Genomic DNA, 14,037 nt, shown 5'->3' with positions numbered 1-14,037 from the left:
AGCGGGCGTCAGAGACGAAACAAGTAGTTTTGCTCATAGATCGAAGAATACCGTCTCGTCGGCCCCCTGCATATGAATATCGAAGCGATAGACCGGCCCGGCACCGCTGTCGTCCCGCTTCGCAATCAGAGTTCCGCGCCGGTGATCGGGAATGCCTGCCAGCACCGGATCAGCGGCGTTGGCTTCCACCTCGTCCGAGAGGTAGATCCGCGTGTAGGCGTGATTGAGCATACCGCGCATGAAGACGATGACATTGATATGCGGCGCCTGCCCGTCTCCGACCGCACCGGGTTTGATGGTCTCGAAGAAAAAACGCCGCTCGGGATCCGTGCCTGTCCCGACCCGGCCAAATCCGGTGAAATCCGCATTGGATCCCCGGCTATCGGCGGGATGCGCATAGCGTCCGGCGGCGTCCGCCTGCCAGATTTCGATCATGGCGTCACCGACCGTGACACCCTCCCCATCGAAGATCTGGCCTTCGATCCGAATGTGCTCACCCGCTTGATCTTTGTTGGCGACGTCGGGCGCGGCAATGGAAGTCAGATTATAGCCGTATTGCTCCGGCGTCAGGCCATAGGCGAAGAAAGGCCCGATGGTTTGCGACGGTGTCTGCTTTTGCGTCATGGCTCAGTCTTCCATCGGCGTTTCGTTGCGGCCGCGCAGGACGATGTCAAAGCGGTATCCCAGGGCGACGCCCGGCTCCGTCGCCTCCAGCGAGAAATCAGCAACCAGTCGGCCCCGCGCCGCCTCCGGCGTCGCCAGGAAGATCGGATCCAGATCCAACAGGGGATCGCCCGGAAAATACATTTGGGTAATCAGGCGGGTGGCAAAGCTGGGCCCAAAGAGCGAGAAGTGAATATGATTGGGCCGCCAGGCATTCAGGTGATTACCCCAGGGGTAAGCGCCCGGCTTGATCGTCTTGAAGGCATACCAGCCCTCCGCATTGGTGGCGCAGCGGCCGCCGCCGAAAAAGTTCGGGTCCAGGGGCGCATCGTGCTGGTCGGCAGCATGAACGTAGCGCCCGGCAGCATTGGCCTGCCAAACCTCAATCAGCGTATTTGGCAGGGCTCTGCCATCTTCATCCAGGACACGGCCCGTCACGATGATGCGCTCGCCAAGCGGTTCGCCAGCGGTCGCACCGTTCCTGGTCAGATCGGCGTCAAGTGGCCCAACGCTCTCGTGACCGTAAACAGGTCCGGTGATCTCCGAGAGCGACTGGGCAAGCGGCACCAGTGGCTTGGTCGGACTGCGCAGCGCCGTCGATTTATAGTCCGGGCTGAGATATGCCGGATGGCTGTTCCAGTTTCTCGGTTTGAAGCCAAGCTTATCCGTCATGATCCGCCCTTCCCGTCTCCAGCCTTCCTGCCAGCGGCTTCTTCCGCGTCGATTTCCGCAAAGGCGGACTTCGCAATCTTGATCGCCGTGTTGGCAGGCGGTGCCCCCGCATAAACCGCAACCTGCAACAAGACTTCCTTGATGTCTTCGGCAGTCGCACCCGTGTTGCGGGTCGCGCGCAGATGCAGCGCCAGTTCTTCATGGTGGCCGAGCGCGGCGAGCAGACCAACGGTGACCATGCTGCGTTCCCGCGGCGTTATCCCGTTCCGCGACCAGACCGAGCCCCAGGGCCCTTCCGTGATGTAGCGCTGAAAGTCCTCATCGAAGGGCGTCTTTTTGGCCTCGGCGCCATCAACATAGCGGTCGCCCAGCGTTGCGCGCCGCGTCTTCATGCCCAGAGCGTAGCGATCTTCAGACAAGTCCGGTCTCCTGGAAAAAATCGTTGATCAGCGCAGCCAACTCGTCCGGCCTTTCGATACAGGGCAGATGCCCTGCGCCCTCGATAATCTCAAACTGCGCCCCGGCGATAAGACCCGCCAGCGTGCGCACCAAATCGGGTGGCGTAGAGCCGTCTTCCTTCCCCACGACACAAAGCGTCGGTACCTGCACTGCCTGCGCCGCTTCAGTCATATCGGAATCACGGATTGCCGCAGAGGTCCCGATGTAACCCGCAAGCGGCGTGCGTACCAGCATGTTGCGCCAGCCCATCAGTTCGTCCGGGCGGTTGCCGCGCAGGTCCTCCGAGAACCAGCGCTGCAGGATCGTTTCCGCCAGTGCCTCGATCCCGCCGGCGCGCGCCTGGGCGATGCGGTCGTCCCACATTTCGGGCGGACCGATCTTGTGCGCGGTGTCGCAGAGGATCAGAGCCCGGACCAATTCCGGTCGGGCCGCCGACAAACCCTGAGCGATGATCCCGCCGACAGAAAGACCGCAGACGATGGCAGATTGAACACCCAGATGATCAAGCAAGCCCGCGAGATCGCCCACGTGCTCCTCCATCTTATAGGGCGCATCCGGTGCCTCGCTCAGTCCATGGCCGCGCTTGTCATAGCGCACCACGCGAAAAGGCGCGCCAATGCGTTCAAGAAGTCCGTCCCAGATCCGAAAATCGGTGCCCAGCGAATTTGAGAAGACCAGAGCGGGTGCCGTTCCGGGTCCGCTGTCCGCGTAATGCAGAACGACCCCGTTGATCCTGGCAAACTTCATTGTGTCTTTTCCTCTCCCTGCACTCGCAGATTTCGCGTTCCGCGTTTCTATAAGATTGCCTGCTTGATTTGGTTATGTAAATTTACAATTACGGCCCAACAGATAACCAAAAAGACATATTTCAATGCTGATCCGCGGAACCCTCTCATGATCGACCCCTTATGATCGACAGGCGAATCAAGTTCCGCCATCTGCAGTGTTTCCTGGAGGTCGCGCGGCAAAAAAGCGTGGTCAAGGCGGCGGACGCCCTCGCCATTACACAACCCGCCGTCTCCAAAACCCTGCGTGAGCTCGAGGACATTCTGGCGGTCCAGCTCTTCGACCGCAGCAAGCGCGGCATTGCCGTCACGCGTTTCGGCGAGGTGTTCCTCCGCTACGCCGGCGCAAGCGTCACAGCGCTGCGGCAGGGAGTCGACAGCATCGCCCAAGCAAGAGCAAAGGGCGGCTTCGCCATTACCCTCGGCGTATTGCCCACCGTGGCGGCGCGCGTCATGCCGGACGCAGTCCAAAGTTTTAAAAAAGACGGTGTGGAGACGGTCGTGCGGATCATCACCGGCGAGAACGACCTTCTGATCTCCCGCCTGCGGGTCGGTGAACTGGACCTCGTGGTCGGTCGTTTGGGCGAACCGGAATTGATGACAGGCCTCTCCTTCGAGCACCTCTACTCTGAGCACATCTCTTTTCTGGTCCGCCCCGGACATCCGCTGTTGCAGGACCAGCCCTTCGATTTGTCGCGCATTCTCGAATACCCGGTGCTGATGCCAACCGAGGCCTCGATCATCCGCCCTTATGTCGACCGCTTTCTGATCGCCAACGGCATCGGCACGCCGCCGGATCAGATCGAAACCATCTCCATGGCGTTCGGACGCAGCTACACCCGCATCACCGATGCGGTCTGGATTATCTCCAACGGCGTCGCCGCCAACGATGTCGAGGACGCTGTTCTTGTGGAATTGCCGGTCGACACCCGTGACACCCTGGGCCCGGTCGGTCTGACGACACGCGCGGACACCCCACCTGGCCTGGCGACCCAGATCATGATGCAGGCGATCCGGGATGTGAGTGAGCACCGCCTCGGGGCACAGGCATAAGGGTATTTTGCCTGTATATTTGGTTATGTATCGGCCCAAAAATTTCATTTCCCATAACCAAATGGATCGGCCAGACTGCGACTGTCAGAGACTGAAACAACGATAAAAGTCGGCGCAGGCTGTGTGCTTGGCGCCGGAACGACAGGGAGAAAGCCATGAAAACCCCAAAGGGTCTTTTTACCGGCCTGTTGGCCGCCGCCACGGTCGCCGCGGCTGGATTTGCAGCACCGGGCTATGCCGCTGAGGAGACCATCACGGTCCACCACTTCATCAGCCCCAAGGCGCCGGCGCATAAGTCCTTTATCGAGCCCTGGGCGCGGCGCGTCGAGGAACAGTCCAACGGACGGATCGAGGTCAAGATCTTCCCGGCCATGTCCATGGGCGGCAAACCTCCGGAGCTTTACCGGCAGGTACGTGACGGCGCCGCCGACGTGGTCTGGACCGTGATCGGCTATACGCCCGGCGTCTTCCCCCGTTCCGAAGTCTTTGAATTGCCAACCGTCCATCAGGGCAGCGCGCGGGCTACCAATCTGGCAATTCAAGAGAACTTCGCGCTGCTGGCCGACGACTTCAAGGATCTGAAACCGATCCTTATCCATGCCCATGCCGGCAACGCCCTGCACCTGCGCGAGACCGCCGTGCGCTCCGTCGGTGATGTAAAAGACATGAAGCTGCGCACGCCGTCGCGGACCGGTGCCTGGATGATCGAATCCTGGAATGCGGAACCCGTCGGCATGCCCTTGCCCGCGCTGCCCCAGGCGCTCTCCAAGGGCGCGGTCGACGGCGCCCTGATCCCCTTCGAGGTGGTCCTGCCCTTCAAGCTGCAGGAGCTGACCAAATACTCCGTTGAAGGCGACACGGGCGGACGCTTCGGTACAGCCGTGTTCCTCTTCGCCATGAATAAGGACCGCTACAAGTCTTTACCCGATGACCTCAAGGCGGTGATCGACGCCAACTCCGGCGATGCCCTGGCAACGGAGATCGGTGAACTCTGGGACGGCATTGAAGCGCCAGGCAAAGCGGCGCAGGAGAAATCCGGCGGCGAAGTCATTAAACTGGATGCAGCGACACTGGCGGACTTCGATAAACTGGGCGAAGGCGTCGTGGCGCGCTGGATCGAGGATGCCGACAGCAACGGCCTCGACGGGCAAGCGCTGGTCGACGCCGCCCGCGCTTCGGTCGCCAAGCATTCAACGGCAAAATAGGCGAGGCACTCGTGTGGTGGAACTTAAGCTCCACCACACTAGAACCCGGCCGGGGACGGTTTTGATCCCCCCGGCCGGACGTCTCCAGGATAGCCTCGTGGCTGCTGATCCAATAACCCACGTCTCAGATCGCGACGAGAGAGAAAGACGCGCGTGCCTGCTCTGATGGAAAAGCTAGCGATTGGATGGGCGCTCCTGGGCGGTGTGCTCCTGATCGCCATCGTTCTGGTGACCGCCGTCAACGTCGGGGCGTTCGGTCTCGATCGCCTCGCCGGTCTTTTCGGCGGCGCTGTCCCCGGCCTGCCCGGTTATGAGGACTTCGTCCGTCTGGCGATCAGCGCCGCCGCCCCCATGTTCTTCCCCTACTGCCAGCTCAGGCGCGGACACGTTGCCGTCGATATCTTCGTCAGTCATTTCTCCCTGAGAACGCAACGGAGACTTGACCGCTTCTCACTCCTGGCCATCGCGGTGATGGCGCTGTTCCTGACCTACTGGCTGATCCTGGGACTGGGCGAGACCTACAGCGACGGCGCGCTTTCGCGGGTCCTCGGCTGGCCGGAGTGGCCCTTCTATCTGCCGGGCATCGCCTCGCTTGCGCTTTGGGCTCTGGTCGCCCTGACGCAGTTCTTCAAGGCCGACGCCCATGTCTGAACTTGAGCTGATCGGCCTGGCGGGACTGGTACTGCTCTTTGTCCTGCTGGCCTTGCGGATCCCGGTCGGTCTGGCCATGATCGCCGTAGGGATCGCGGGAAACTACGCCCTCAGTCTCGCCGCACCCTATCTGCGCTTCGAACCCTATCTGAAGCAGTTCAAAACCCTTCTCTGGAACGGTCTGGCCAACTACGAACTCTCCGTGGTTCCGCTCTTCGTGCTGATGGGCTATCTCGCCTCACAGACCCAACTCAGCCGCGATCTCTTTCAGGGCCTCAATGCCCTGGTCGGTCGCCTGCGTGGCGGCGTCGCCATGGCGGCGGTCTGTGCCTGCGCCGGGTTCGGTGCGGTCTGCGGCTCGTCGCTTGCCACCGCCTCGACCATGGGACGGGTGGCGCTGCCGGAACTGCGGCGCATGCGCTACGATCCAAAGCTGGCCACCGGCACCCTGGCCGCGGGCGGTACGCTGGGCATTCTGATCCCGCCCTCGATCGCCCTTGTGATCTACGCGATCATTGTCGAAGCCTCGGTCATACAGATGTTCCAGGCCGCGATCCTGCCCGGCCTCGTGGCCGTGGCCTTTTTCATCGGCGTGATCGCCCTGCAGGTCCGCCTGAAACCGGAGCTGGCGCCCCTCGCCGATCCGATGGAAGAGCAGGCACGCAAGCAGGCCCTGATCCGCCTGATCCCGGTCCTCGTCATCTTCGGCTCGATCATCCTGGGCCTGGGCATGGGGCTCTTCACCCCGACCCCGGCCGCCGCGGTCGGGGTCTTCGCGATCCTCGCCTACGGTCTGCTGCGGCGTTTCCAGAGCAATGGCCTCGGCACCGAAAGTCACCAGCGCGGTGGCCTGACCCTGACGGGCCTGCGCGAAGCCTTGCTGCAGACCGCCGTCACCAGCGGCATGATCTATTTCATTCTCTTCGGCGCTGAGGTCCTGAAAGGCTTTTTCACCCGCGCGGGCCTGCCCACCGCCATGGCCGGCTGGGCCGGAACCAGCGGGCTCGATCCCTGGGTTATCCTGATCGTCATGCTGATCATCCTGATCCTGCTCGGCTGCTTCATGGATTCCCTGGCCATGATCCTGGTTGTGGTCCCCTTCCTCTGGCCGGTGCTGGTCGATCTGAACGGCGGCGACTACACCACCGCCGCAACCGCCGCTTACGGCCTGGATACGGAGGAGCTGAAAATCTGGTTCGGTATCCTGGCGCTGGTCGTTGTGGAGCTCGGCCTGATCACGCCCCCGGTTGGCCTCAACGTCTTTATCATTTCATCCCTCGCCGAAAATGTGGGCATGCGTGCGGTGTTTCGCGGCGTCATGCCGTTCTTTTCGGCGGAGATCGTGCGGGTGGCGCTCCTCTTGAGTCTGCCCGCCCTCACTCTCTTTATGCCCCGGCTGCTGTCGGGCTGATCGAACCTGCGGAGGATATCCCCAATGCGCACGCAAGTCGTCATCATAGGCGCAGGTCCCTCGGGGCTATTGCTGTCGCAGCTGCTGCACCTCAAAGGCATCGACACGCTGGTGCTGGAACGCCAAAGCCGGAACTACGTGCTAAGCCGTATCCGCGCGGGCGTTCTCGAACAGGGCATGGTCGATCTGCTGAAGACCGCGCAGGTCGGCGAACGTCTGGAGCGCGAAGCCCTGATACACGGCGGCATCGAGCTGGCTTTCAACGGCCAGCGCCGTCAGATCGATATGAAAAGCCTGACCGGCGGCAGCGTCGTCACGGTCTACGGCCAGACAGAGGTCACCCGGGATCTGATGGACGCGCGGGATGCGATGAACGGACATCTGATCTACGAGGCCGAGGATGTGGTTCCACATGATTTCGATGGCGGCCGTCCGCGCGTGACCTACCGTAAAGACGGGGTCGAGCGCGAGGTCTTCTGCGACTACATCGCCGGCTGCGACGGTTACCACGGGATCAGCCGCCGCTCGGTGCCGCAAGAGACACTGAAAACCTTCGAGCGGGTCTACCCTTTCGGCTGGCTGGGCCTACTGAGCGATACGCCGCCGGTCAATGACGAGCTGATCTACAGCAATCACGAACGCGGCTTCGCCCTCTGCACCATGCGCTCCCTCACCCGCAGCCGCTACTACATTCAGTGCGCCACTGATGAAAAGCCCGAGGACTGGTCCGACGACCGCTTTTGGGACGAGCTGCGCAAACGCTTACCCGGCGATGTCGCTGAAGCGCTGGTCACCGGTCCCTCGATCGAGAAAAGCATCGCGCCGCTGCGCAGCTTCGTCGCCGAGCCCATGCGTTTCGGCCGTCTGTTCCTGGCAGGTGACGCCGCGCACATCGTACCGCCCACCGGCGCCAAAGGCCTCAACCTTGCGGCCTCGGATATCTTCTTTCTGTCGCGGGCTTTGACGGCTTTTTACGAGACCGGTAGTGAAGAGCTGATCGATTGCTATTCCGAGCAATGCCTGCGCCGCATCTGGAAGGCCCAACGCTTTTCCTGGTGGATGACCTCCATTCTGCATCGTTTCCCGGACAGCAGCCCCTATGACCTCCGCCTGCAGCAGGCGGAGCTGGACTACGTCACCACCTCGACCGCCGCCGCGACAGCCCTCGCTGAGAACTACGTGGGCCTGCCCTACGAGTGAAGACCAACAGCCTGTCGTCCAACTCAAGCCGGCAGATGCAAACCCAATCCACGCTGAAGATCGGAGCACTTGTCCGGAATCTATCGATCGATAGCGGCCGGATTGACGATGACATGAAGCTGGCCCACGCGTTCAACGACGCAGTCACGAAATTTCTCTGATCGTTCGCATGCAGGCTCTTTTGGCTGATCCGGAAAGTCATGAATGGCCAAGGGATCGAATGGCAGATCGGCAAGCGCGTTCAGCGACATCTTCTGCAGATCCGGATGGGAAAGCGGGTCACGATACCATGTGTTGTGGGAGGGGAATTGACCATTACTTCGGCCGGTGACGACCCAGAAAAGCAGTCCTGCGATAGGTTTGAATGAATATAGCATAGCTAAAGCATATTCGTACTCTTGCCTTATTTTCTATCGATCTTTTCTGCAGTGTGATATAGCGCTGCTATATGAAAAACCTGAACCGCATCAACCTGGGTGGCCTGCGCGCGATTGAGGCGGTGGGGCGGCTGGGCTCCCTGCGCGCGGCGGCGGAGGAATTGGGTGTCACTGCAGGAGCGGTGAGTCAGCAGGTCCAAAAGACCGAACAACAGCTCGGCCGCGGCCTTTTCGAACGCCTGCCCAAGGGCCTCGTACTCACACCCCACGGCGAAGACGTGCTGCGTCACCTGACCGCCGGCATGACGGAGCTCGCGGCGGCGGTCACGCTGGCCGGGCGCACCCGGGAGGACAGCTTGACGGTGTCGGTGGCCCCGGTCTTTGCCGCGAAGTGGCTGGTCTGGCGCCTGAAGGACTTCTACAGAAACCACCCCGATATCCGCGTGCGCATCGACTCCACGGTCTCTCTGGTCGATCCCAATCTCTCAGACGTGGATCTTTGCATCCGCGTGGGCAAAGGCGACTGGCCGGACGTCCGCGCCGAAAAGCTGATCGACCAGCGGGTCTTTCCGGTCTGTAGTCCCGCCCTCGCGAAAGAGATAAAATGCCCCGAGGATCTAGCCAGACACCCGATCATCCGCGACGCCGGGCAGGTCTACAGCTGGAATATCTGGCTTAAACCGAACGGCCACAACGAGAGCATGCTGGGCGACGGCCCGACCTTCTCCGACGGCTCCCTCTGCCTGGATGCCGCCGTCGCGGGGCAAGGCGTGTTCCTCGCTTGGGAATCCCTGGCTACCGACAGCCTGGCTATGGGGCGCCTGGCCGCGCCCCTGCCCGGCCGCTATCCGACCGGCCTGTCCTATTGGCTGGTGACGGGCCGCCACCGGCGTCCCTCGCGTGGCGTGCGCCGCTTCGTAGCCTGGCTGCGCGCCCAATTGGATCTCTCCCTGGAGAGCGGCGGTATCCGCTGACACCAGGTATCCTTGACAGTCTCCAGGAGTCTTTCTCGGCAATTTCTGGCGCGGGACCGCTCGGCGCATGCCTTTTGGGACTGCTCCGGCAGGAAAACACCCCACACGCCTCCTCTATTTGCGTATAGCCCTATAGAAATTTCAGCAATTACCAGCGCTCAGTCCAATCGCTAACTTAGTTCCATCAACGGCGTTTCCTTCGACTCACGCCGCAGGATCTTTCTTCGACGAGAGTTTCCGCGGCCACAGCAACCGATCTGTCGAGATCACGGCAGACAAAGTGGAGAGCGGCACTTTACACGGCCCACCCGGGCACGCCGCCAAGAGACCGATGACAGCACCGCAGGAAACCAGCGACAGCCAGCCTCCAGTCACCGAATCCAAGTCACAATTCACCGCAGCGCCGCCCCCGCGACCTATACCTTTGGCAGATCCGGTGACAGCGGGCCTGCCGTCCCTTCTGGCACGGCTTTGGCGCTTCGCCATGGTATTGTCCCACAACGAGGAAACCGCCGCCGAGTTGGTTCAGAAGACCTGCCTGCGGGCTCTGCAGCGCAGCGATCAGTTCGAAGCCGGCACCCAACTGGACCGTTGGACTTTCTCGATCATGGCGTCGCTATGGAAGAACGAGCTGCGCGCCGAGCGCATCCGTCGCGGTGGCGGTTTTGTCGAGGCCGAAGAGGCCTTGATCGCCGACAATCGGGAAAAACTGGAAACGCAGATCTTCCTGAACCAGGTCCTGACCAGCCTTCCCGAAGCGCAGCGTAGCACCGTCCTTTTGGTCTATGTGGAAGGCCTGACCTACGCCGAGGCTGCCGCCACCCTCGCGGTGCCGCTGGGAACGGTCATGAGCCGTCTGGCGAACGCGCGCCTGAGGCTGGCCGATCTGAAACGTGCAGGCGGGCGGCAAATTGTGGGCCACAGAAAGAAGGCCGAGGGAGCTTCTCCGGGCTGAACCGTGAACAAGGAAACCTGATCCGGCCCAGTCCTCGGGAGCAAGAAAACACCAGCGGCGCTCAATCGGTGATGCGGGCCTGAGCCACGCTGACATCCCCGGCCGGTGCCGCGACAATGACCAGGCGCACGATGTCGCCTTTTTCATCGCAGAAGGGAAAGCAGCCGCGGTAAATCGTGACGAACTCACGCTGTTTGAGCGGCACTTTACTGATATGAAATGAAGGCTGGCGCGCTTCCGCAACTGCATTCAGATCTTGCCAGCGCTGTTCAAGGTCCGCGTCACTCAGGCTTTCCGAGAGCGCTTTCCCGGTCAGGTTCGCCCCGAAGAGATTCTTCACGCTTTCCCCCATCAGACGGACAAAATGCCCCTCCAGGGTCGTATCCCGCCGCTCCAGAACAACCATCCATTCCAGAACGTTCGGCACCTCCATGGGGTCGAAGCCCGACCAGAGCGGCGCAAGTGAACAGGTGACACGCGGCAAGCGGAAAAAATGTTCCGCCATAGTATTTATGGGATTTTTTTCTTCAACTTCTGATAGTTTTATTCGCCGCATCGCGGTTGTTTTCAAATTAATTAGAAAGAAAAGTCAGTTCAACTTAACCTAAAACGCAAAAAAGCAGGTAAAGAAACTTCATCGAGGAGGTTTAGGTCCGCGATTGAGAATTGCCGTCGCGCATCCCTTGCGTGCTGGGAGGCTCACTTGTCTCGAGAGTAGAAGTCGCTGCGGGATTCGACGTGATCGCTCTAGCCAGCACCATCAAATCGAACGCCCCTCACACGCTAGAGCCGATGAAGGCCGATATGCGAATCTTAAGGTTCGATCAAGTTCCGGGACACAGCGATCGCCACTGCATGTTCCCGCGTTTTGGCCTCCAGCTTCTGCTTGATAGATTGCATGTGAAAATTGACGGTCACTACCGCGACGTTCATTTTCTCGCTGATCCGATCATTCCGGAGACCCTGCGACAGCCAGAGCAACACTTCGCGCTCGCGGGGCGTTAGGATGGTGTTCTCCGATTGAACCGGAAACCATGGCCCTTGCCGGCGAAGGTCAGACCAAACGGTCATCAGGTAATTTTGGACCAATGCCAAGCCGACCAGAATTTCCATTCGGTTAGACCTGACAAGTCGTAGAAACTCGGCGGTAGGAAGTGCGCTGCCCAGATTGATACCGACAATATGACGCGACGACGGCTGTTGGAAGGGAGAGACAACAGAAGAGCGGATACCCTCCTGCTCGACCTCTCGAAACATATTCCCTGAGCGCTGCGGGTCCGATGTTGTGAAGAGATCTTTATTCTCCTGGAGAAAAAGACTGTCCGGTTTGCCATCAACAACATGTTTGATCAAGGGATCGCATTGATCATAACCAGAGTCCAAATAGTGCGCCATCCAGCCGGCACTCATGTTGGAAAAAAAACCAACAAGCGCTCCGTCCCCCTTTTCCATGACTCCGCAGTTGATTGCGCCAAACTGTAAGTTCTCAAAGTATTTTTCAGCGATGTCCCACGCCGAGAGATTGTCGGACGTGTCTTTCAGATCCGTCACCAGATCTATCAATTGGTTTTCCATGATGATTACTCCCCCAAAGCACTCACGGAACTCAACAGACCTATAGATAGTGATAGGTAGAAAATTATTTTCTCATAGAGTTCCATAGGTTGCCTAGCCTCAATTGAGTCACTCAATTTGGCTCGATTGCGAACTGTTCGCTCAAAATAGAAAGGAATCGGGGATGTGCTATTATTTGAACAGGTTAGCGGCGTTTGCATTGCTAACACCGCTACTTGCTTGCACGCCAATCCCCAACGGCAATGGGGCCAAAGGAGTCAAGTCGGTCGAACCAACAACAACATTTTCGAGCCTAAATGAGGCTGTCACGCGAGTTTATTACGCCCCTACCTACAAATCGCAACTAACAGACAATGGCCACTACGCTGTTGTGCAATTCACAATTGCCGGCCTTGATATGAACAACAATGATGATGTCAAACGAACATTTGGAAACATGGTCCGAAGATTCCTCACTCCAAAAAGTAAGACCGTTGCTCTTGTCGTAGAAGTTCATCGAACAAATACGCTAACAGGGATCAGCACAGCCAGCGAATCTTCGTTGATCGGTAGAGAACCTATTTTCATTATTCAATTTGATGAGAAAGAAAATGTTGTTCGTAGCAGCGCCGTCAGCGCTACCGGCGCATTGACCCCTTACATTCGAGCAAGATCAGGACACACGTTACGTGTCTCATACTCTTTGAGAAGCACTGAAGGATACAGCTCGAACATAATTGATACATTCAGAGAAGCTCTGACTTTCGTCAGTGGCGCAGCCGGGGGCCAAGGCGCATGGCTGCTGAATAGGGTCACCAACCCAACTTTCGAGGATTTCTCCAAAAAAGCCGACAATCGACTGGGGCAGATGTTGTCGAAAGATATTACTTCGAAATACTCAGAGCAATTGGATTTACTTGGTGACACCTCTGGGATCAAAGGCATTAAAATTGAACTGAAGCAAATTACCGATTCCGACGCAACTGGCTCAATCAATATTGAAATTAATCATCGCAGATCTATTTTTGGATCAGACCAAGGTAGACTCGAATCCCTACCTAAAATAGATAGAGACTTTGTAACCATACTTGCCACGAATTTCGGTCCAAGCCCAAATCATAATTTACAACAATATGTGGATCAAAATACCGACATAAAAAATATATATCGTCTTTGGCAAGATCAATTTGGAAACGATTTTATCTCTACTTGCGAATACATCCGAATGAAGATGGTCGGAGAAGTTGGTTTAAATTCAATTGATACCGCAGTAAGTATGTGGGCCTTCCTGATGAACAATAAATACTATCGTGACAGCAGCGCGTTACAGAAACTCGATTGTGAGGGCGAAAATAATAAAAAAATCCGAACTGCTATAGGACTAAATATTACGCCAACCGGCATTACTCAAGATCGCGAATTAGTAGTTTCTGAGATGAATAACCAGCTTACAAAATTAGCAAAACTAATTAAAAGCAAGAACTCTGATTTGATTGATGTTGTAACCGAGAGTATTTTTTCAAAGAAAGACTTATCATATCAAGACAAGACAGGGTCGAGTAGTTTAAATAAGAATCCCATACGCTTGGACTCAGCGGCTTTTGTCGTGGCTAATCTCCGAAAGTTCAATCCTTCGCGTGTTGGATGTTTCCTCTCTAATCCGCACGAACATACGGAAATTCGTAATCTTATGATGCTGTCACAGGATCAAAAGCTGCTCAAACTCACCATAGGTTTTGATCGTCACACTCCGACAGGTGAAGCTCTAAGAATACGTTCAGCACAAATTAATGAAGAGGACGGGGAGTTCTTGTCCAAGGTCTTAGTCGACCGAGTACCAGCCGGAGTCACGTCCCTCGAATTAGAGCAAATACAACCATGTGGCAAAGACTGGAAGCCGTGGGCTGAATTCTCCGGCCTTGTTAAAGAGAATGCATGGGAAAAACTAAATAAGCCGGATCCGCAATCCTGAGTGATCGACGTAAATCTCAATCTTTATTGTGGCATAGACTGATACCAAATGGCGTGAGGCCTATTGAACGTCGTCAAATCATGTGGAAAATTCCCACTTCGACTTT

The 14,037-nt window shown here is 58.0% G+C and carries 15 protein-coding genes; 8 read left to right on the top strand and 7 right to left on the bottom strand.

Features of this window, described 5'->3' with window-relative positions:
• Positions 1 to 33: 33 nt before the first annotated feature.
• Genes pcaG through pcaD form a run of 4 tightly spaced genes read right to left on the bottom strand, consistent with a single transcriptional unit; the run spans position 34 to position 2,541 of the window.
• Positions 34 to 624, bottom strand: coding sequence for a protocatechuate 3,4-dioxygenase subunit alpha (gene pcaG, locus FKG95_RS08685; RefSeq protein ID WP_142895914.1), 591 nt, complete (start codon positions 622 to 624; stop codon positions 34 to 36).
• A gap of 3 nt (positions 625 to 627) precedes the next feature.
• Entirely contained in the window at positions 628 to 1,335 is a 708-nt protein-coding gene (gene pcaH / locus FKG95_RS08680) for a protocatechuate 3,4-dioxygenase subunit beta (protein WP_142895913.1), read from the bottom strand.
• The gene (pcaC, locus tag FKG95_RS08675) at positions 1,332 to 1,754 is read right to left on the bottom strand and encodes a 4-carboxymuconolactone decarboxylase (protein WP_218940118.1); all 423 of its coding nucleotides are present in this window, start codon (positions 1,752 to 1,754) and stop codon (positions 1,332 to 1,334) included. Before pcaC ends, pcaH begins: the two co-directional genes overlap by 4 nt.
• Positions 1,747 to 2,541 carry a 3-oxoadipate enol-lactonase gene (gene pcaD / locus FKG95_RS08670; RefSeq protein WP_142895912.1) on the bottom strand — a complete coding sequence of 265 codons (795 nt, stop codon included), beginning with the start codon at positions 2,539 to 2,541 and terminating at the stop codon, positions 1,747 to 1,749. Before pcaD ends, pcaC begins: the two co-directional genes overlap by 8 nt.
• Positions 2,542 to 2,702: 161 nt before the next feature.
• Here pcaD and pcaQ point away from each other — a divergent pair, with 161 nt between their 5' ends.
• From pcaQ to pobA, 5 genes are all read left to right on the top strand, one after another.
• Complete coding sequence (pcaQ, locus tag FKG95_RS08665) at positions 2,703 to 3,632, top strand: pca operon transcription factor PcaQ (protein ID WP_142895911.1); 930 nt, start codon at positions 2,703 to 2,705, stop codon at positions 3,630 to 3,632.
• Positions 3,633 to 3,787: 155 nt separating this feature from the next.
• A complete protein-coding gene (locus tag FKG95_RS08660) occupies positions 3,788 to 4,837 on the top strand; it encodes a TRAP transporter substrate-binding protein (protein ID WP_142895910.1) in 1,050 nt (349 codons plus the stop codon).
• A gap of 153 nt (positions 4,838 to 4,990) precedes the next feature.
• Positions 4,991 to 5,488, top strand: a complete 498-nt coding sequence (locus FKG95_RS08655; protein WP_142895909.1) for a TRAP transporter small permease — start codon at positions 4,991 to 4,993, stop codon at positions 5,486 to 5,488.
• Positions 5,481 to 6,899 (top strand): TRAP transporter large permease, encoded by a 1,419-nt coding sequence (locus FKG95_RS08650; protein WP_142895908.1) that lies wholly within the window; start codon positions 5,481 to 5,483, stop codon positions 6,897 to 6,899. The genes FKG95_RS08655 and FKG95_RS08650 overlap by 8 nt, the downstream gene beginning before the upstream one ends.
• 24 nt (positions 6,900 to 6,923) lie before the next feature.
• Positions 6,924 to 8,099, top strand: coding sequence for a 4-hydroxybenzoate 3-monooxygenase (gene pobA, locus FKG95_RS08645; protein WP_142895907.1), 1,176 nt, complete (start codon positions 6,924 to 6,926; stop codon positions 8,097 to 8,099).
• A gap of 80 nt (positions 8,100 to 8,179) precedes the next feature.
• Here pobA and FKG95_RS29570 read toward each other — a convergent pair whose 3' ends face one another.
• Positions 8,180 to 8,350 carry a hypothetical protein gene (locus FKG95_RS29570; RefSeq protein WP_179953995.1) on the bottom strand — a complete coding sequence of 57 codons (171 nt, stop codon included), beginning with the start codon at positions 8,348 to 8,350 and terminating at the stop codon, positions 8,180 to 8,182.
• A 197-nt stretch (positions 8,351 to 8,547) separates the two neighbouring features.
• On the opposite strand from FKG95_RS29570, the gene FKG95_RS08635 reads away from it, so the two are divergent.
• The gene (locus tag FKG95_RS08635) at positions 8,548 to 9,450 is read left to right on the top strand and encodes a LysR substrate-binding domain-containing protein (protein ID WP_142895905.1); all 903 of its coding nucleotides are present in this window, start codon (positions 8,548 to 8,550) and stop codon (positions 9,448 to 9,450) included.
• Between the two features lie 331 nt (positions 9,451 to 9,781).
• A complete protein-coding gene (locus tag FKG95_RS08630; RefSeq protein ID WP_142895904.1) occupies positions 9,782 to 10,405 on the top strand; it encodes an RNA polymerase sigma factor in 624 nt (207 codons plus the stop codon).
• 61 nt (positions 10,406 to 10,466) lie between these two features.
• Here FKG95_RS08630 and FKG95_RS08625 read toward each other — a convergent pair whose 3' ends face one another.
• Together FKG95_RS08625 and FKG95_RS08620 are read right to left on the bottom strand one after the other, a co-directional pair.
• Positions 10,467 to 10,910, bottom strand: coding sequence for a PAS domain-containing protein (locus tag FKG95_RS08625; protein ID WP_179953994.1), 444 nt, complete (start codon positions 10,908 to 10,910; stop codon positions 10,467 to 10,469).
• 308 nt (positions 10,911 to 11,218) lie between these two features.
• Positions 11,219 to 11,980 carry a helix-turn-helix transcriptional regulator gene (locus tag FKG95_RS08620; RefSeq protein WP_142895902.1) on the bottom strand — a complete coding sequence of 254 codons (762 nt, stop codon included), beginning with the start codon at positions 11,978 to 11,980 and terminating at the stop codon, positions 11,219 to 11,221.
• 175 nt (positions 11,981 to 12,155) lie between these two features.
• On the opposite strand from FKG95_RS08620, the gene FKG95_RS08615 reads away from it, so the two are divergent.
• Positions 12,156 to 13,931: a hypothetical protein gene (locus FKG95_RS08615; RefSeq protein ID WP_142895901.1), complete on the top strand. Its 1,776-nt coding sequence runs from the start codon at positions 12,156 to 12,158 to the stop codon at positions 13,929 to 13,931.
• Positions 13,932 to 14,037 lie beyond the last annotated feature (106 nt).

The organism is Denitrobaculum tricleocarpae, from assembly GCF_007004665.1.
GTDB lineage: Bacteria > Pseudomonadota > Alphaproteobacteria > Kiloniellales > Kiloniellaceae > Denitrobaculum > Denitrobaculum tricleocarpae.
The sequence above is the reverse complement of the archived record's forward strand: the minus strand, read 5'-3'. Positions and strand labels throughout refer to the sequence as shown.